The sequence below is a fragment of the Bordetella genomosp. 8 genome, from assembly GCF_002119685.1.
Taxonomy (GTDB): domain Bacteria; phylum Pseudomonadota; class Gammaproteobacteria; order Burkholderiales; family Burkholderiaceae_B; genus Bordetella_C.
This window is the reverse complement of record NZ_CP021108.1, coordinates 184,834-202,503: the sequence shown is the minus strand read 5'-3', so window position 1 is coordinate 202,503 and position 17,670 is coordinate 184,834. Positions and strand designations below refer to the sequence as shown.

The 17,670-nt window shown below is 67.0% G+C and carries 15 protein-coding genes; 12 read left to right on the top strand and 3 right to left on the bottom strand.

Translation table 11 applies throughout. The features are described 5' to 3' along the window. Nucleotides 1-34: 34 nt before the first annotated feature. Nucleotides 35-901, bottom strand: a complete 867-nt coding sequence (fghA, locus tag CAL12_RS00935; RefSeq protein WP_086062762.1) for an S-formylglutathione hydrolase — start codon at nucleotides 899-901, stop codon at nucleotides 35-37. Next, a complete protein-coding gene (locus tag CAL12_RS00930) occupies nucleotides 901-2,007 on the bottom strand; it encodes an S-(hydroxymethyl)glutathione dehydrogenase/class III alcohol dehydrogenase (RefSeq protein ID WP_086062761.1) in 1,107 nt (368 codons plus the stop codon). The genes fghA and CAL12_RS00930 overlap by 1 nt, the downstream gene beginning before the upstream one ends. A 151-nt stretch (nucleotides 2,008-2,158) precedes the next feature. On the opposite strand from CAL12_RS00930, the gene CAL12_RS00925 reads away from it, so the two are divergent. The 3 genes from CAL12_RS00925 (at nucleotide 2,159) to CAL12_RS00915 (ending at nucleotide 9,315) form a co-directional block, all read left to right on the top strand. Continuing rightward, nucleotides 2,159-2,884, top strand: coding sequence for a hypothetical protein (locus CAL12_RS00925; RefSeq protein ID WP_086062760.1), 726 nt, complete (start codon nucleotides 2,159-2,161; stop codon nucleotides 2,882-2,884). Between the two features lie 215 nt (nucleotides 2,885-3,099). After that, nucleotides 3,100-7,839: a glutamate synthase-related protein gene (locus CAL12_RS00920; protein WP_086062759.1), complete on the top strand. Its 4,740-nt coding sequence runs from the start codon at nucleotides 3,100-3,102 to the stop codon at nucleotides 7,837-7,839. A 9-nt stretch (nucleotides 7,840-7,848) separates the two neighbouring features. Further along, nucleotides 7,849-9,315 carry a glutamate synthase subunit beta gene (locus tag CAL12_RS00915; protein WP_086062758.1) on the top strand — a complete coding sequence of 489 codons (1,467 nt, stop codon included), beginning with the start codon at nucleotides 7,849-7,851 and terminating at the stop codon, nucleotides 9,313-9,315. 49 nt (nucleotides 9,316-9,364) lie between these two features. Here the strand turns inward: CAL12_RS00915 and CAL12_RS00910 are convergent, their stop codons facing one another. After that, nucleotides 9,365-10,603, bottom strand: a complete 1,239-nt coding sequence (locus CAL12_RS00910) for an MFS transporter (protein ID WP_086062757.1) — start codon at nucleotides 10,601-10,603, stop codon at nucleotides 9,365-9,367. A gap of 263 nt (nucleotides 10,604-10,866) precedes the next feature. Here CAL12_RS00910 and CAL12_RS00905 point away from each other — a divergent pair, with 263 nt between their 5' ends. From CAL12_RS00905 to CAL12_RS00865, 9 genes are all read left to right on the top strand, one after another. Continuing rightward, on the top strand, nucleotides 10,867-11,505 hold the full coding sequence (locus tag CAL12_RS00905) for an OmpW/AlkL family protein (protein ID WP_086062756.1): 639 nt from the start codon (nucleotides 10,867-10,869) through the stop codon (nucleotides 11,503-11,505). Between the two features lie 127 nt (nucleotides 11,506-11,632). After that, a complete protein-coding gene (locus CAL12_RS00900) occupies nucleotides 11,633-12,226 on the top strand; it encodes a chromate transporter (RefSeq protein WP_232464660.1) in 594 nt (197 codons plus the stop codon). Next, the gene (locus CAL12_RS00895; RefSeq protein ID WP_086062755.1) at nucleotides 12,223-12,753 is read left to right on the top strand and encodes a chromate transporter; all 531 of its coding nucleotides are present in this window, start codon (nucleotides 12,223-12,225) and stop codon (nucleotides 12,751-12,753) included. Before CAL12_RS00900 ends, CAL12_RS00895 begins: the two co-directional genes overlap by 4 nt. A 104-nt stretch (nucleotides 12,754-12,857) precedes the next feature. Beyond that, on the top strand, nucleotides 12,858-13,694 hold the full coding sequence (locus tag CAL12_RS00890) for an ABC transporter ATP-binding protein (RefSeq protein WP_086062754.1): 837 nt from the start codon (nucleotides 12,858-12,860) through the stop codon (nucleotides 13,692-13,694). Further along, entirely contained in the window at nucleotides 13,691-14,491 is an 801-nt protein-coding gene (gene mlaE / locus CAL12_RS00885) for a lipid asymmetry maintenance ABC transporter permease subunit MlaE (protein WP_086062753.1), read from the top strand. Before CAL12_RS00890 ends, mlaE begins: the two co-directional genes overlap by 4 nt. A gap of 12 nt (nucleotides 14,492-14,503) precedes the next feature. Beyond that, entirely contained in the window at nucleotides 14,504-15,028 is a 525-nt protein-coding gene (mlaD, locus tag CAL12_RS00880; protein WP_086062752.1) for an outer membrane lipid asymmetry maintenance protein MlaD, read from the top strand. A gap of 116 nt (nucleotides 15,029-15,144) precedes the next feature. Further along, on the top strand, nucleotides 15,145-15,993 hold the full coding sequence (locus tag CAL12_RS00875) for an MlaA family lipoprotein (RefSeq protein WP_086062751.1): 849 nt from the start codon (nucleotides 15,145-15,147) through the stop codon (nucleotides 15,991-15,993). A gap of 105 nt (nucleotides 15,994-16,098) precedes the next feature. Then, nucleotides 16,099-16,734 (top strand): MlaC/ttg2D family ABC transporter substrate-binding protein, encoded by a 636-nt coding sequence (locus CAL12_RS00870; RefSeq protein ID WP_086062750.1) that lies wholly within the window; start codon nucleotides 16,099-16,101, stop codon nucleotides 16,732-16,734. 134 nt (nucleotides 16,735-16,868) lie between these two features. Beyond that, the gene (locus tag CAL12_RS00865) at nucleotides 16,869-17,666 is read left to right on the top strand and encodes an ABC transporter ATP-binding protein (RefSeq protein ID WP_086062749.1); all 798 of its coding nucleotides are present in this window, start codon (nucleotides 16,869-16,871) and stop codon (nucleotides 17,664-17,666) included. Nucleotides 17,667-17,670 lie beyond the last annotated feature (4 nt).

The following is a 17,670-nucleotide window of genomic DNA, read 5'->3' as shown; positions in this document are numbered from 1 at the left end:
GAAACTCGGACACAGTTCCAGTATATAGAAGGCGTCAAGCCCCTTCGGCCGATAGCTCGAATTGCTCGGCATGGAAGCGGATGTGGTCTTCCATGAAGCTCTGGATGAAGTAATACCCGTGGTCGTAGTGCTCGTGGCGGCGCAGCCGCAGCGGCTGGGCAGCCTGGACGCAAGCCGCTTCGAAGGCCTCCGGATACAGCTGCTGCGCCAGGAAGCGGTCGGCCAGGCCCTGGTCGACCAGGATGCCGCCGGGATAAGGCGTGCGCAGCGTCGCCATGAGCGCCGTCGCGTCGTGGCGGGCCCATTCCGATTTATCTGTCCCCAGATAATTGGAGAACGCCTTCTCGCCCCACGGACAGCGGCTGGGCGCGGCGATGGGAGCGAAGGCCGACACCGAGCGGAACAAGCCGGGATGGCGCAAGGCCAGCACCAGCGCCCCATGGCCGCCCATGGAGTGGCCGAAGATCCCGATGCGCCCGGGCGCCGCGCCGAGCTGCCCGGTCGCCAGGCCATAAAGCTCCTGGGTAACGTAGCTTTCCATCCGATAGCGTTCGCGCCAGGGCGCCTGGGTGGCGTCCAGGTAGAAGCCCGCGCCGGTGCCCAGGTCCCAATCCTGGTCTTCGCCAGGCACGCCGGCGCCGCGCGGGCTGGTGTCCGGCGCGATCAGCATGACGCCGTGCCGCGCGGCCCAGCGCTGGGCGCCCGCCTTGACCATGAAGGTTTCTTCGTTGCACTCCAGCCCGGCCAGGAAGAACAGGGCGGGCACCGGACCGCGTTCCGCCTGCGGCGGCGCGTAGACGGAAAAGCGCATCGGCAGGCCGATGGCGGTGGACGCGTGCCGGTAGACGCGCTGCCAGCCGTCGAAACAGCGCTGCTGGGTCAGGAGCTCGAGTTCGGCCATCAGTAGAGCACCACGGAGCGGATGGACTCGCCGCGCTTCATCAGGTCGAAGCCGTCGTTGATCTTGTCCAGCGGCAGGGTATGGGTGATCAGGTCGTCGATATTGAGCTTGCCTTCCATGTACCAGTCGACGATCTTGGGCACGTCGGTGCGGCCGCGGGCACCGCCGAAGGCGGAGCCCTTCCATTCGCGGCCCGTGACCAGCTGGAACGGCCGGGTGGCGATTTCCTCGCCCGCCGCCGCGACGCCGATGATGATGGATTTGCCCCAACCCTTGTGGCAGCACTCCAGCGCCTGGCGCATCAGCTTGGTGTTGCCCACGCACTCGAAGGAATAGTCGGCGCCACCGTCGGTCAGCTGGATCAGGTGATCGACGACGTTTTCGACTTCGGACGGGTTGACGAAGTGCGTCATGCCGAACTTGCGCGCCAGCGCTTCGCGGCGGGGGTTGAGGTCGACACCGATGATCTTGTCCGCGCCCACCATCTTCGCGCCCTGGATGACGTTCAGGCCGATCCCGCCCAGGCCGAAGACCACGACGTTCGCGCCGGCTTCCACCTTGGCGGTGTAGACCACGGCGCCCACGCCGGTGGTGACGCCGCAGCCGATATAGCAGACCTTGTCGAAGGGTGCGTCGTCACGGATCTTGGCGAGCGCGATCTCCGGCACCACGATGTGGTTGGCGAAGGTCGACGTGCCCATATAGTGATGGATGGACTTGCCGCCCAGCGAAAAGCGCGACGTGCCGTCCGGCATCAGGCCCTTGCCCTGGGTGGCCCGGATGGCCTGGCACAGATTGGTCTTGCGGGACAGGCAGAACTTGCACTGCCGGCATTCCGGCGTGTACAGGGGAATCACGTGGTCGCCCGCCTTCAGGCTGGTCACGCCAGGGCCGGTTTCCAGCACCACGCCCGCGCCCTCGTGGCCGAGAATGGCGGGGAACAGGCCTTCCGGATCGGCGCCGGACAGGGTGTAGTAATCGGTATGGCAGATGCCCGTGGCCTTGATCTCGACCAGAACCTCGCCCGCCTTGGGGCCTTCCAGGTCGACGTCCTCGATGGTCAGGGGGGCGCCGGCTTTCCAGGCGATGGCGGCTTTGGTCTTCATAGGTGGCTCCAGGCTGAACAGGGTGGATGCGGAATGTTAACGCGGCGGGTTACCGGGGTAACCTTACTGTTGCATGGGGGCGTTTACGCGGTACCATTTATTTTCCTGCGCGGACGCCCCGTCCCTTGCATGTCTCGGTCCTGACATCCCTATGGCTCGCCTGCCCCGACTGTACGCTCCCGGACTGCCGCAACTCGTGCAGGCCAACTTCATCAATCCCCTGGCGGCGCCTTCGCAACCCGCGCCGGCCGATACGCTGAACCAGGTGGCTGCCTGGCTGGGGGAAACCGCGACCCGCAATCGCGTGGCGCTGCACGGATGGGTACTGGCAACGGATCGCATCCTGTTGCTGGCCACCCCCGTGGATGGGGAAGGCCTGCCGCGGCTGATGCAGACGCTGGGACGCAACCTGGCGGCCCGGCTGCGCGGCGGCCGCGTCTTCGCGGGCCGCTACCGCTCCGCGCTGGTGGAGCCCGGGGCCTGGGTCCTGCCCGCCCTGGTATGGCTGGAAACCTATCCTGTGCGCAGCGGGGCCACGCATGATCCCGAACTGTGGCCATGGTCGTCGGCGGCCGGGCACACCGGCTCGGGCCAGCCCCAGGCGGCCTGGATGTCGGATCATGCCGATTACTGGTCCTGCGGCAATACGCCCTTCGACCGGCAGGCCAATTACCGCAAGCGCCTGCAGGAAGGCCTGACGCGCGACCAGATCCAGCGCATCGACCAGGCCGTGCAGGGGCAATGGGCGCTGGGCGGCAGCGAGTTCATCGCCATGTTGGCCCACACCGCCAGCCGCCGGGTCACCCCGGGACAGCGGGGGCGGCCTCGCAAGAAGCCGGTGACCCCGGCGGCCGAGGCCGAATCGTCCGAACCCTGAATGCAGGGTGGGGGACGTCGGATATCGCGGTCGTCCGGCGGTTTTTAATGCGTCACCGTTTTACATGAAGGTGCATGAAGTCTGCTATAAATTAGGGACAAACCCCTTTTGTTCTGCTTGCGACGCAAACCTCTTCCCTAGTATCGTCGCGGTTTGCGCCGCAACAAATTGTGGCGACCCCTTTCTTTCAGCCGCCCCCCGTCCTGGAGCGCACCATGACCGTACCGACCCCTTCCGACGCCTGTCGCCCCGCGCCGGCGCGTCCCATCGATGCCACGCGCATCGGCTTGCCGGCCGCCCAGGGTCTCTACGACCCGCGCAACGAACATGACGCCTGCGGCGTGGGCTTCGTCGCCCACATCAAGGGCCGGAAAAGCCACGCCATCATCCAGCAAGGCCTGAAGATCCTGGAAAACCTGGATCACCGCGGCGCGGTCGGCGCGGACAAGCTGATGGGCGACGGCGCCGGCATCCTCATCCAGATCCCGGACGCCCTGTATCGCGAAGAGCTGGCCCAGGCCGGCGTGACCCTGCCGCCGCCCGGCGAGTACGGCGTCGCCATGGTGTTCCTGCCCAAGGAAACCGCCTCCCGCCTCGCCTGTGAGCAGGAACTGGAGCGCGCGGTCCGCGCCGAAGGCCAGGTCGTGCTGGGCTGGCGCGACGTGCCGGTGGACGTCGACATGCCCATGTCGCCCGCCGTGCGCGAACTGGAACCGGTGATCCGCCAGCTGTTCATCGGCCGTGGCGCCGACGTGATGGTGCCCGACGCGCTCGAGCGCAAGCTGTACGTCATCCGCAAGACCGCCAGCCACGCCATCCAGAACATGCGCCTGGCGCATGGCAAGGAATACTTCGTGCCGTCGGCCTCGGTGCGCACCGTGGTCTACAAGGGCCTGCTGCTGGCCGACCAGGTCGGCCGCTATTACCGCGACCTGGCGGATACGCGCACGATCTCGGCCCTGGCCCTGGTGCACCAGCGTTTCTCCACCAACACCTTCCCGGCCTGGCCGCTGGCCCACCCGTACCGCATGATCGCGCACAACGGCGAAATCAATACGGTCAAGGGCAACTTCAACTGGCTGCGCGCGCGCGAAGGCATGATGCAGTCGGCCGTGCTGGGCGACGACCTGCCCAAGCTCTACCCCATCGTGTACGAAGGCCAGTCGGATACCGCGACCTTCGACAACTGCCTGGAACTGCTGGTGAATTCCGGCTATTCCCTGGCCCACGCGATGATGATGATGATCCCGGAAGCCTGGGAACAGCACACGCAGATGGACGAAAGCCGCCGTGCTTTCTATGAATACCACGCCGCCATGATGGAGCCGTGGGACGGCCCGGCCGCCGTGGCGTTCACCGATGGCCGCCAGATCGGTGCCACGCTGGACCGCAACGGCCTGCGTCCGGCGCGCTACCTGGTCACCGACGACGACATGGTCATCATGGCGTCGGAAGCCGGCACCCTGCCCATCCCGGAAAACCGCATCGTCAAGAAATGGCGCCTGCAACCGGGCAAGATGTTCCTGATCGACCTGGAACAGGGCCGCATCATCGACGACGTCGAGATCAAGTCGCAACTGGCCAACTCGCGTCCCTATCGCCAGTGGATCGAGCGCCTGCGCGTCAAGCTGGAAACGCTGCCCGCGCCCAAGCAGCCCGCCGACCTGCCGACGCCCGCCGCGTCGCTGCTGGACCGCCAGCAGGCCTTCGGCTGGACCCAGGAAGACTACAAGTTCATCCTGGAGCCCATGGCCACCACCGGCGAGGAAGCCATCGGCTCCATGGGCAACGACGCGCCGCTGGCCGTGCTGTCGAACCGACCCAAGCCGTTCTACAACTACTTCCGCCAGCTGTTCGCGCAGGTCACCAACCCGCCGATCGACCCGATCCGCGAACAACTGGTGATGTCGCTCGTGTCCTTCATCGGACCCAAGCCCAATCTGCTGGACATCAACAACGTCAATCCGCCCTTGCGCCTGGAAGTCGCGCAACCGGTGCTGGATTTCGCCGCCATGGCGCAGATCCGCGACATTGAACAGGTGACGGGCCTCAAGTTCCGCAGCCTGGAACTGGACATCACCTATCCCGCTGCCTGGGGTCGCGAAGGCATCGAGGCCCGCGTGGCGGCCCTGTGCGCGCGCGCCGTCGACGCGGTGCGCAGCGGCTTCAATATCCTGATCGTGTCGGACCGCCGCGTGGACGGCGAGCGCGTCGCCATTCCGGCGCTGCTGGCCACGTCCGCCATCCACCAGCACCTGATCCGCGCCGGCCTGCGCACCAATACCGGCCTGGTCGTCGAGACCGGCTCCGCGCGCGAAGTGCACCATTTCGCCCTGCTGGGCGGGTACGGCGCCGAAGCCATCCATCCCTACCTGGCGCTGGAATCGCTGGAAAAGATGGCCGACCCGGAAAAGGCGGTCAAGAACTACATCAAGGCCATCGGCAAGGGCCTGAACAAGGTCATGTCCAAGATGGGCATCTCGACCTACATGTCCTACACCGGCGCGCAGATCTTCGAAGCCGTCGGCCTGCAGAGCACGCTGGTGGAGAAGTACTTCACCGGCACGGCCAGCACGGTGGAAGGCATCGGCATCTTCGAAGTGGCGGAAGAAGCCCTGCGCCTGCATCGCGCGGCCTTCAGCCAGGATCCGGTACTGGCCGGCGACCTGGACGCGGGCGGCGAATACGCCTATCGCGTGCGCGGTGAAGAACACATGTGGACGCCGGACTCCATCGCCAAGCTGCAGCATGCCACGCGCGCCAACAACTACCGCACCTACAAGGAATACGCGCAGATCATCAACGACCAGAGCCGCCGCCACATGACGCTGCGCGGCCTGTTCGAGTTCCGCTTCGATCCGACGCGCGCGATTCCGCTGGAAGAGGTCGAATCCGCCAAGGACATCGTCAAACGCTTCGCCACCGGCGCGATGTCCCTGGGTTCGATTTCCACCGAAGCGCACTCGGTGCTGGCCGTGGCCATGAACCGCATCGGCGGCAAATCCAACACCGGCGAAGGCGGCGAGGACGAACTGCGCTACCGCGCCGAACTGCGCGACGGCAAGAGCGGCGTCAAGGACGGCGACACGCTGGCATCCGTGCTGGGCGGCGACCGCGTCGAAGCCGACGTGGCGCTGAAGGCCGGCGATTCGCTGCGCTCGAAGATCAAGCAGGTGGCCTCGGGCCGCTTCGGCGTCAGCGCCGAATACCTGAGCAGCGCCGACCAGATCCAGATCAAGATGGCGCAGGGCGCCAAGCCCGGCGAAGGCGGCCAGCTGCCCGGCCACAAGGTGTCCGAATACATCGCCAAGCTGCGTTATTCGGTGCCCGGCGTGGGCCTGATCTCGCCGCCGCCGCACCACGACATCTATTCCATCGAAGACCTGGCGCAACTGATCCACGACCTGAAGAACGTCAACTCGCGTTCGTCGATCTCGGTCAAGCTGGTGTCCGAAGTCGGCGTGGGCACGGTCGCCGCGGGCGTCGCCAAGGCCAAGGCCGATCACGTCGTGATCGCCGGCCATGACGGCGGCACGGGGGCTTCGCCGGTATCGTCGATCAAGCAGGTCGGCACGCCGTGGGAACTCGGCCTGGCCGAAACCCAGCAGACCCTGGTGCTGAACCGCCTGCGCAGCCGCATCCGCGTGCAGGCCGACGGCCAGATGAAGACCGGCCGCGACGTCGTGATCGGCGCGCTGCTGGGCGCCGACGAATTCGGCTTCGCCACCGCGCCGCTGGTCGTGGAGGGCTGCATCATGATGCGCAAGTGCCACCTGAACACCTGCCCGGTGGGCGTGGCCACGCAGGATCCGGTGCTGCGCAAGAAGTTCCAGGGCAAGCCCGAGCACGTCGTCAATTACTTCTTCTTCGTCGCCGAGGAAGTGCGCGAAATCATGGCGCAGCTGGGTATCCGCAAGTTCGACGAACTGATCGGCCGCAGCGACCTGCTGGACACCCGTGTCGGCATCGAACACTGGAAGGCCAGCGGCCTGGACTTCACCCGCGTGTTCTACCAGGCGCCGTCCGATGGCCCGGTGCGCCAGACCGAAACGCAGGACCACGGCCTTGCCGGCGCGCTGGATCATCAACTGATCGAACGCAGCAAGCCGGCGCTGGAGCGTGGCGAAAAGGTGTCGTTCATCGTACCGGTGCGCAACCGCAACCGCACCATCGGCGCCATGCTGTCCGGCGCGGTGGCGACGCGCTACGGTCACGAAGGCCTGCCCGACGACACCATCCACATCCAGTGCAACGGCACGGCCGGCCAGAGCTTCGGCGCCTTCCTGGCGCACGGCATCACCCTGGACCTGGTCGGCGAAGCCAACGACTACGTCGGCAAGGGCTTGTCCGGCGGCCGCATCGTGGTGCGCTCGCCCAACGACTTCCGCGGCTTCGGTCCGGATCACATCATCGCCGGCAACACCGTCATGTACGGCGCGCTGGCGGGCGAGGCTTACTTCAACGGCGTCGCCGGCGAACGCTTCGCGGTACGCAACTCGGGCGCGGCCACGGTGGTGGAAGGCACGGGCGACCATGGCTGCGAATACATGACGGGCGGCACGGTGGTCGTACTGGGCGGCACCGGGCGCAACTTCGCCGCCGGCATGTCGGGCGGCGTGGCCTACGTCTGGGATCCGGACGGCAGCTTCCGCAACCGCTGCAACCTGTCCATGGTGGAACTGGAATCCGTGCTGCCGCACGCCGAGCAGCAAAGCCTGAACAACATCGACGTCTGGCACAGCGCGCAGCGCGGTGGCGAACGGGAAACCGACGAAGCCATCCTGCGCCGCCTGATCGAAGACCACTTCCGCTACACCGGCAGCTTCCAGGCGCGGGACATCCTGGGCAACTGGGAAGCCGCGCGCGGCAAGTTCGTCAAGGTCATGCCGACCGATTACCGCCGCGCATTGGGCGAAATGTGGCGCGCGGCCAACCCGCAGAAAATGGCCGCTTAAGGATAGACCATGGGAAAAATCACCGGATTTCTCGAATACCAGCGCCTGCATGAGGCCCATGAAGCCCCGTCCGCGCGCCTGAAGACCTGGCGCGAATTCGTCGTGCGTCTGGACGACGAAGCGTCCAAGGTGCAAGCGGCGCGCTGCATGGATTGCGGCATCCCGTTCTGCAACAACGGCTGCCCGGTCAACAACATCATCCCGGACTGGAACGACCTGGTGTACCGGCAGGAATGGCGCAAGGCGCTGGACGTGCTGCACTCCACCAACAACTTCCCGGAATTCACCGGCCGCATCTGCCCGGCGCCCTGCGAGGCCGCCTGTACCCTCAACATCAACAACGATGCGGTGGGCATCAAGTCGATCGAGCACGCCATCATCGACAAGGGCTGGGAAGAAGGCTGGGTCGTGCCGCAGCCGCCGTCGCGCAAGACGGGCAAGAAGGTCGCGGTGGTGGGCTCCGGCCCGGCCGGCCTGGCCTGCGCGCAACAGTTGGCCCGCGCCGGCCACGCCGTGACGGTATTCGAAAAGAGCGACCGCATCGGTGGCCTGCTGCGCTACGGCATCCCCGACTTCAAGCTGGAAAAATCGCAGATCGACCGCCGCATCTCGCAGATGGAAGCGGAAGGCGTGGAGTTCAGCCCGTCGACCTATATCGGCAACCCCGCCGACCCGGCGGCGGACGGCCTGACGGCGCGCACGCCCGAATCGCTGCGCGAGGAATTCGACGCGGTGGTGATGGCCGGCGGTTCGGAAACGCCGCGCGACCTGCCGGTGCCCGGCCGCGAACTGCAGGGCGTGTACTACGCCATGGACTTCCTGCGCCAGCAGAACAAGGCCGTGGCGGGCGATCGCCTGACGGACCAGACGCTGGCCAAGGGCAAGCACGTGGTGGTGATCGGCGGCGGCGATACGGGCTCCGATTGCGTGGGCACCAGCAACCGGCATGGCGCCGTTTCGGTGACCCAGTTCGAACTGATGCCGCAGCCCCCGGAATCGGAAAACAAGCCGATGACCTGGCCGTACTGGCCCGCCAAGCTGCGTACGTCCTCTTCGCATGAAGAAGGCTGCGACCGCGACTGGGCCGTGACGACCAAGTCGCTGGTGGGCGAAAAAGGCGTGGTGCGCAAGCTGATCGCGGCCCGGGTGGAATGGGTGAAGGACGAAGCCACCGGCCAGATGAAGATGCGCGAAGTCGAAGGCTCGGAGTTCGAGGTCAAGGCCGACCTGGTGCTGCTGGCCATGGGCTTCGTGGCGCCGCGCCAGCAGGTGCTGGAATCCTTCGGCGTCGATCGCGACGCGCGCGGCAACGTGCGCGCGAACACCGACGACTACCGCACCAGCGTGGAGAAAGTCTTCGCCGCCGGCGACATGCGGCGCGGCCAGTCGCTGGTCGTCTGGGCGATCCGCGAAGGCCGCCAATGCGCGCGCGCGGTCGATGCCTTCCTGATGGGCGACAGCGACCTGCCGCGCTGAACCTGGCGGGGGACCGGCCGGGCGCTTCAGGCCCCGGCCTTTCTCCGCTTCAGGCTCCTGCCTTTCTCCTCGCGGCCAGCCTGCCGGAAAAATGCAGGATGAAGGCCAGCAGGACCAGGGCACCGCCGAACAGGCTGGCGGCGGGCCAGCCGCCCAGCCGCCAACTGACGCCCGCGCCCCACGAGCCGGCGGCGCCCCCGACGAACATGCCGCTCATGAACAAGGTGTTGAGCCGGCTCCTGGCTTCGGGACGCAGGGCATAGATCACGTGCTGGTTGGAGATGAGCGCTGCCTGTTCACCGAAATCCAGCAGGACGATGCCGGCGACCAGGCCGACGAGGCTGCCCCAGAAGCCGAGCACCGCGTACGACAGCAGCATGATCAGGCAGCCGAGCCCGATCACGGCATGGGGTCCGCGGCGATCGGCGACGCGGCCAGCGAGCGGGGCGATCAGGATACCCGCCGCGCCCACCACGCCCATGAGGCCCGCCACATCGGCGCCCAGGCCAAAGGCCTGGTGCAGCCGCAAGGCCAGGATGGTCCATAGCCCGATGAAGGACCCGAACAAGGCGGCCTGGATGCACGTCGCCCGGCGCAGCAGGGGCTCTTCCCGCCACAGCACGATGAGCGACTTCATCAGGCGAAAGTAGCCGTGGTCCGTCTTGGGCTCGCTGTGCGGAAGCCTGGCCAACAGCATCAGCCACGCCAGGGCGGTCGTGATCGCGCCCAGCCAGAAGGTCGCGCGCCAGCCCCAATGGTCGCCGGCAAAGCCGCCAAAGGCCCGGCCCAGGAGCATCCCGCAAAGCACGCCGCTCATTACCGTCCCGACGACCTGGCCACGGCGCCCGGGGGTCGCCAGTTCGGCCGCGAACGGGACGATCTGCTGGGCGACCGATGCCGACAGGCCCACCACCGCTGACGCGGCGACGAGCGCCCAGACATTCGGCGCCGTTGCCACGCAGACCAGGGCCACGATCAGCAAGGCTGCCTGACCGAGGATCAATTTCCGCCGATCGACCCGGTCTCCCAAGGGCACCAGGAAAAACAGGCCGCACGCGAAACCCAGCTGGGTCGCGGTCGGAACCAGGTTCACCAGGCCGACGGATTGCGGGAAGGCCCGCTGCAGCAGCTCGAGTATCGGCTGGTTGAAATACACGTTCGCGACGAAGACGCCGCAGGCGACCGCCATCGCCATCAGGAGCGCGGTATCGAGGCGATGCGCCGTCGCGGGGTTTTCCAGGGGAGGGGACTGCCTCTCGGCTTCGCTATCCGCCGATTTCTGTGACATGACCAGGCTCGGGACGATTCAAGGATGTGGAGAACCGTTATGGTGACGCATCTTGGCCGCGAGGTGGCAAGAAACCATACCCGGGGGTCGTGGACTATCGCGGTCCCGCCGGGCCACGGGGAGCACAGGCGGGTTTCCGGCGCCACGTTTTGACGTGGGTCAACGGGCGCGCTGCTCATCCGCTGGTTGACCCAGATCAAGCGGGCGCGGGTAGCGCTCGGCGAACCTGACGATTCACCAAATGACACATATGGAGAATCGTCATGTCCCCCCTCATCGCGCACCCGCGCGCCGCCGCCCTTGCCGCCCTGCTTGCCGCCGCCTGCGCCCTGCCCACGTACGCGCACGAAGCCGGCGACGTGCTGTTCAAGGTCGGCGTGACGCAGGTACGCCCCAAGTCCGACAACGGCAGCGTCCTGAACGGCGGTGTCGACCTGGACGTCAGCAATAGCGTGCGCCCCAGCTTCACGCTGACCTATATGGCCACGCGCAACATCGGCGTCGAACTGCTGGGCGCCTGGCCCTTCGAGCACGACATCCGCGGCAGCGGCGGACTGGGCAAGATCGGCTCCACCAAGCAGTTGCCGCCCACCTTGAGCCTGCAATGGCACTTCCTGCCTGACAGCACCATCCAGCCCTATGTCGGCGTCGGGGTGAATTACACCCACTTCTTCGACACCAAGAGCGAAGGCGCCATCAGCGGCTCGGACCTGAAGCTGCAGGATTCCTGGGGCGTGGCCGCCCAGCTGGGCATGGACGTGAAGATCAGCGAACGCTGGTTCATGAACGCCGACATCCGCTACATCGATATCTCGTCCAAGGTGAAGCTGGACGGCGAGCGCATCGGCACCGCGCGCATCAATCCCTGGGTTGCGACGATCGGCGTCGGCTATCGGTTCTAGCCTGGACGGCGCCTGAGGAGCCGGATGGGGCGACTCGGGGGTTTATTCGGGCCCGCACCGGCCGTTAAGTAGGAAGACAACTGGCCGCGGGTAAGATTGCGGCTCAATCTTCACCGACCGCCGCATCGTGCGCCCGCCCGCCGCTACCTCCGACATCGCCGTGCCGGCCCAGGCGCCGACCCTGGCCCAGATTTTCACGGCTTTCGCCAAGATCGGCCTGACCAGCTTCGGCGGCGGGCTGAGCGGCTGGATGCTGCGGGAATTCGTCCAGGCGCGCCGCTGGCTGTCGGAAACGGAATTCCTGAGCGGCCTGGCGCTGGCCCAGGCCTTCCCCGGCGTCAACGTGGTGAACCTCTCCATATGGATAGGCTTTCGCCTGCGGGGCGGCCGCGGCGCCTTCGTGGCGGCGCTGGGCATGATCGTCCCGCCCATGGCCGTGGCCATCCTCCTGGCCGCGCTGTTCGCCGAGCTTTCCCGTTCCTCGACCGTGCACCTGGTGCTGGCCGGCGTCGCCGCCGCCGCGGTCGGCCTGTCGCTGCAGATGGGCCTGCGCGCGGCCTACCGGGCCGCCACGGGCGCCGTGCCCATCCTGATCATGGCCGGCGTGTTCGGCGCGATATTCCTGGCCGGCCTGCCGCTGCTGTGGGTGGTGGGCGTGGCCGCGCCCCTGTCCATCCTGCTGGCGTATCTCAGGCTGCGCCGCGCCGGGGGGCGATCATGACCGGCGGCGCCGCGCTCTGGGACCTGTTCACCGTGTTCGCGCCGCTGTCCTTCCTGACCGTGGGCGGCGGACAGAGCGTGGTGGCCGACATCCACCGCCAGGCGGTGCAGGCCTATGGCTGGATGAACGACGCCCAGTTCCTGGACCTGTTCGCGCTGTCGCGCATCACGCCCGGGCCCGGCTCGCTCCTGGTCACCCTGGTCGGATGGCAGGTCCAGGGCATCCTGGGCGCGCTGGTGGCCTCGTTCGCCATCTTCGTACCCAGTACCGTGCTCATCTATGCCCTGGCCCATGTGTGGCAGCGCTACAAGGGCCGCGTCTGGATCCGCGCCATCGAGACCGGCCTGGCGCCCGTGGCCGCCGGCATGATCCTGGCCGCCTCCTGCACCATCCTGCGGGCGGCGGAGGGCGGCGCCTGGGCCTGGGTCGTCGCCATCGCTTCGACCCTTCTGCTGTTGCGCACGCGCGTCAGCCCGTTCCTGCTGCTGGGGGGCGGCGCGCTGGTCTTCCTGGTCGCGCTACGTTGAACGGCCGCGAAAGACCATATCGGTACCAGGGAAAGCACCAGTAGCGGCAGGCTACAATGCACGGCTCGCGGGGACGGACCGTCCCTCTCCCAGCCTGCCACCGTATGCCGACCGACTCAGATACCCGCCGCGGCTCCGCCTTGCAGTTCACCGACGTTTCCCTGGGATATGGGGACTTCACGGTACTGCAGGGCATTTCCATGACCGTCACCGCCGGGCAGGTGGTCGCGGTCATGGGCGGCTCCGGGTCGGGCAAGACAACCATGTTGCGGGCCGCCACCGGCCAGCTGCGGGCGCGCGCCGGCACGGTGCGCGTGTTCGGCCAGGACATGAGCCAGGTTTCCCCGGCGGAACTGGAAGGCCTGCGCAAGCGCATGGGCGTGCTGTTCCAGCAGGGCGCGCTGTTCACCGACCTGGACGTATTCGAAAACGTCGCCTTCCCGCTGCGCGAGCACACCCGCTATGGCGAAGCGGAAATCCTCGAACGCGTACTGGACAAGCTGCATGCCGTCGGCCTGCGCGCCGCCGCGCATCTGAAGGTCGCGGAAATCTCCGGCGGCATGGCGCGGCGCGTCGCCCTGGCGCGCGCCGTCGTGCTGGAACCCGAGCTGATCCTGTATGACGAGCCCTTCGCGGGACTCGACCCCATTTCCATGGGCATCACGGCGCGGCTGATCCGCGACCTGTCCGACCGCCTGAAATGCGCATCCGTGCTGATCACGCACGACGTGCAGGAATCCTTCGCCATCGCCGACCAGGTCTACCTGGTCGGACAGGGCCGCCTGGTGGCCTCCGGCGCGCCCGACGCCTTGTCGGCATCCACCGATCCCTACGTCCGGCAGTTCCTGGGCGGCGAGCCGGACGGCCCGGTGGCTTTCCACTATCCGGACACGCCGGCCTTCGACCGCTGGCTCGCCCGACAAGAAGGACGCAAGCCATGAGCGATTCCAGCGCCGGCTCCGCCAATCCGGTCAGCCGCCTGGGCGGCTGGGTCATCGACCTGATCGGCGGCATCGGCTACTTCACCCGGTTCTTCGGCGCGCTGCTGGCCAAGAGCGGCATCGCGCTGCGCCGCCCGCGCCTGGTGTCGCAGCAGGTGCACTTCATCGGCAATTATTCTCTGGTCATCATCGCGGTGTCCGGCATGTTCGTCGGCTTCGTGCTGGGCCTGCAGGGTTACTACACCCTGCGGCGCTATGGCTCGGAAGAATCGCTCGGCCTGCTGGTCGCCCTGTCGCTGGTCCGCGAACTGGGGCCGGTGGTGACGGCGCTGCTGTTCGCCGGCCGCGCCGGCACCTCGCTCACGGCGGAAATCGGCCTGATGAAGGCCGGCGAACAACTGGCCGCCATGGAAGTCATGGCCGTCGACCCCATGCGCCGCGTGCTGGTGCCGCGACTGTGGGGCGGCATCATCGCCATGCCCATCCTGGCCGCCGTATTCTCGATGGTGGGCATCATGGGCGGCTGGCTGGTCGGCGTCGTCATGATAGGGGTTGATGCCGGCGCGTTCTGGTCGCAGATGCAGGGCGGCGTCGATGTATGGAACGATGTCGCCAACGGGGTGCTGAAAAGCATCGTCTTCGGCGTAGCGGTGACGCTGGTGGCGCTCTACGAAGGGTGGCAGGCAAGGCCGACGCCGGAAGGCGTGGCCCGCGCCACCACCCGCACCGTGGTGGTGGGTTCGCTGGCGGTGCTGGCGCTGGACTTCCTCCTCACCGCCTTGATGTTCGGCAACTGATACGGATTTCTCATGTCACGTCAAAAAACCGATTTCTGGGTAGGCCTGTTCGTGCTGCTCGGCGCCGCGGCCCTGGTCTTCCTGGCGTTGCGCGCCGGCAACCTCAGCGCCTTTTCCTTCGCGCCCACCTACGATGTGACGGCGCAGTTCGACAATATCGGCGGCCTGAAGGAGCGCGCGGCGGTCAAGAGCGCCGGCGTCGTGGTCGGCCGCGTCAGCCACATCCGTTTCGACGACAAGAGCTTCCAGGCGGTGGTCACCCTGAGCCTGGATTCGGATTTCAAATTCCCGAAGGATTCATCGGCGGCCATCCTGACGGCCGGCCTCCTGGGCGAGCAATACATCGGGCTGACCGCGGGCGGCGACGACGCGGACTTTGCGAATGGCGACAAAATCCGTTATACCCAGAGCGCGGTCGTTCTGGAAAACCTGATCAGCCAGTTCCTTTACGGCACGGCGGAAAAGCAGGGATCCGCGCCCGCTGGAGGGGGATCCTCGCCGCCGGCGCAACCGCAGGCTCAACCGCAATCCCATTGACCCGAATTTTTCTTGCACCGATGCGAACGTAAAGGCCTGCGCCCAGGGGAAGAGGGGAGGCGCGGCACGAACGGACGCGATCGGCCGACAGGCTGTCCCAGCAAAAAGACGATCAAATGAAAAAGAACACCCTGACTCGCATTTTCGCCATCGCCGCCGCAGGCGCGGGCCTGGCAGGCTGCGCCACCGTGCAGAACCCGGATCCGCGCGATCCGTGGGAAGGCTTCAACCGGGGCGTCTATACCTTCAACGACAAAGTCGACCGTGCCGTACTGCGTCCCATCGCCGTGGGCTATACGACCGTCACGCCGCAGCCGGTGCAAAGCTGCATCCACAACATCTTCAATAACGTCGCCGATATCTGGGCGGCGGCCAACAGCATGCTGCAGGGCCGCGGCACCGACGCCATCAACACCTTCGGCCGTTTCCTGTTCAACACCACCATGGGCGTGGGCGGCTGCTTCGACGTCGCCACGGCCAACGGCGCCAAGCGCATTCCCAACGACTTCGGCACCACGCTGGGCGTCTGGGGCATAAGCCAGGGACCCTATATGGTCCTGCCGTTCTGGGGCTCCAGCACCATCCGCGACACCGCCGGCCTGGCGGGTGACTTCGTCGGCAACCAATGGACCAGCGTCGGCGCCATTGACAACGTCCCCGTGCGCAACTCGCTGTACGGCCTGTGGGTGGTCGACCGCCGCGCCAGCCTGCTGGACGCGACCGACACGGTCGACCGCGTCGCCCTGGATCCCTACAGCTTCGTCCGCGATGCCTACCTGCAGCGGCGCGCCGCGATGGTACTCGGCCGCAAGGCGGGCAGCGACAGCAACCTGCCCAATTATGATGACGAGGACGACAGCGCCGCCCCCGCCGGGGCAGGTGCCACGCCGGCGCCCGCCGCCCCGGGCATAGGCGGTGCGGGTGCGGGCAGCACCACGCCGGCCCCGGCGCCCAAGCGCCAATAAGAAGGGCGCGGATCTTGCGACGGACGGGCAGGGCCGGCAGGCCCGCGCCCCCGGCGCGTTCCCGCCTTTCTTTCCCGAACTCTGAAGGACTCTGAAGGAGCAAGCATGCGGTTTTACCCCCTTTCCCTGTTGCAACGCCTTTGCGTGACCGGTCTGTTCGGCCTGCTGGGCCTGGCCCTGGCCGGGCAGGCGCAGTCCGCGCCGAATCCGAAGGATCCGCCCGAAAAGCTGGTGCAGGAAGCCGCCAACCAGACCCTGCAGGTGCTGAAGACCGACGGCGGCGTCAGGAACGGCAACCTGGGCCGGGTGAACGAGGTCGTCAACCAGTACATCCTGCCCTACGTGGACTTCGAGAAGACCACGCGCCTGGCGGCCGGCCGCTACTGGCGCCAGGCCACGCCGCAGCAGCGCACCGCGCTGGCCGAGGCCTTCCGGGGCACGCTGGTGCGCACCTACAGCGGCGCCCTGACGCGCGTGGACAACGGCACCAACATCAAGGTGACCGGTTCGAATATCGACGGCACGGACGCGGTCGTGCGCAGCACGATCAACCAGTCGAACGGCCAATCGGTGGGCGTGGACTACCGGCTGGAGCAGACCCCCGGCGGCTGGAAGATCTATGATCTGAACGTCGAGGGCATCTGGCTGATCCAGAACTACCGCAACCAGTTCGCGCAGGAAATCAACCAGAACGGCATCGACGGCCTGATCAAGGCGCTGAACCAGCGCAACACGCAGTAAAGGCCCGGGGTGGCCGGCCGCCCCGGCCGGCACCGCCCGGGACGACCCTGCGCGGGCCGGGGCCATGCCCCGGGAAAACCCGGGCGCGGTCATATAATGGCGGATTGGCTCTTTTCCGGGCTGTTCCCCGCATCATGTCCGCCGTCCGTCTCCAGAACGTCTCCAAAATCTACGCCCCCCGCCAGCCGGCTTGGAAGAAATGGCTGGGCCGCCCCGCGGCCCCGGGCTTCCAGGCGCTGAGGAATGTCAGCCTCGACATCCAGCCCGGTGAATTCTTCGGCCTGCTGGGGCCCAACGGCGCGGGCAAGACCACGCTGATCTCCGTCCTGGCCGGACTCGCCCGTCCCAACGAAGGCAGCGCCAGCGTCTGCGGCCACGACGTGCAGACCGACTACCGGCAGGCGCGGCGCGCCCTGGGCGTGGTCCCGCAGGAACTGGTCTACGATCCGTTCTTCACCGTCCGCGAAACCTTGCGCATCCAGTCGGGATACTTCGGCCTGCGCAACAACGACGACTGGATAGACGAGATCCTCTTCAACCTCGGTCTGGCGGACAAGGCGGACGCGAACATGCGCGCCCTGTCCGGCGGGATGAAGCGGCGCGTGCTGGTCGCGCAGGCCCTGGTGCACCGCCCGCCGGTCATCGTCCTGGACGAACCGACCGCCGGCGTCGACGTGGACCTGCGCCGCACGCTGTGGGAATTCATCTCGCGCCTGAACAAGGCCGGCCACACCATCATGCTGACCACCCACTACCTGGAAGAAGCCGAAGCCCTGTGCGGCCGCATCGCCATGCTGAAAGCGGGCCGCATCGTCGCTCTGGACACGACGCCGGCGCTGCTGGCCCGCGTGGGCGGCGTGGACCTGGAAGACGCCTTCGTGCGCATCATGCACAGCGAAGACGACGCCCAGCTGACGGAGGTCGTATCGTGAACGC

Coding starts and splice junctions, on each gene's coding strand:
- CAL12_RS00930 (WP_086062761.1), bottom strand. CDS start 2,007: ATGAAGACCAAAGCCGCCATCGCCTGGAAAGCCGGCGCCCCCCTGACC.
- CAL12_RS00890 (WP_086062754.1), top strand. CDS start 12,858: ATGCCGACCGACTCAGATACCCGCCGCGGCTCCGCCTTGCAGTTCACC.
- CAL12_RS00870 (WP_086062750.1), top strand. CDS start 16,099: ATGCGGTTTTACCCCCTTTCCCTGTTGCAACGCCTTTGCGTGACCGGT.
- CAL12_RS00875 (WP_086062751.1), top strand. CDS start 15,145: ATGAAAAAGAACACCCTGACTCGCATTTTCGCCATCGCCGCCGCAGGC.
- CAL12_RS00865 (WP_086062749.1), top strand. CDS start 16,869: ATGTCCGCCGTCCGTCTCCAGAACGTCTCCAAAATCTACGCCCCCCGC.
- mlaE (WP_086062753.1), top strand. CDS start 13,691: ATGAGCGATTCCAGCGCCGGCTCCGCCAATCCGGTCAGCCGCCTGGGC.
- CAL12_RS00905 (WP_086062756.1), top strand. CDS start 10,867: ATGTCCCCCCTCATCGCGCACCCGCGCGCCGCCGCCCTTGCCGCCCTG.
- CAL12_RS00895 (WP_086062755.1), top strand. CDS start 12,223: ATGACCGGCGGCGCCGCGCTCTGGGACCTGTTCACCGTGTTCGCGCCG.
- CAL12_RS00925 (WP_086062760.1), top strand. CDS start 2,159: ATGGCTCGCCTGCCCCGACTGTACGCTCCCGGACTGCCGCAACTCGTG.
- CAL12_RS00920 (WP_086062759.1), top strand. CDS start 3,100: ATGACCGTACCGACCCCTTCCGACGCCTGTCGCCCCGCGCCGGCGCGT.
- mlaD (WP_086062752.1), top strand. CDS start 14,504: ATGTCACGTCAAAAAACCGATTTCTGGGTAGGCCTGTTCGTGCTGCTC.
- CAL12_RS00915 (WP_086062758.1), top strand. CDS start 7,849: ATGGGAAAAATCACCGGATTTCTCGAATACCAGCGCCTGCATGAGGCC.
- fghA (WP_086062762.1), bottom strand. CDS start 901: ATGGCCGAACTCGAGCTCCTGACCCAGCAGCGCTGTTTCGACGGCTGG.
- CAL12_RS00910 (WP_086062757.1), bottom strand. CDS start 10,603: ATGTCACAGAAATCGGCGGATAGCGAAGCCGAGAGGCAGTCCCCTCCC.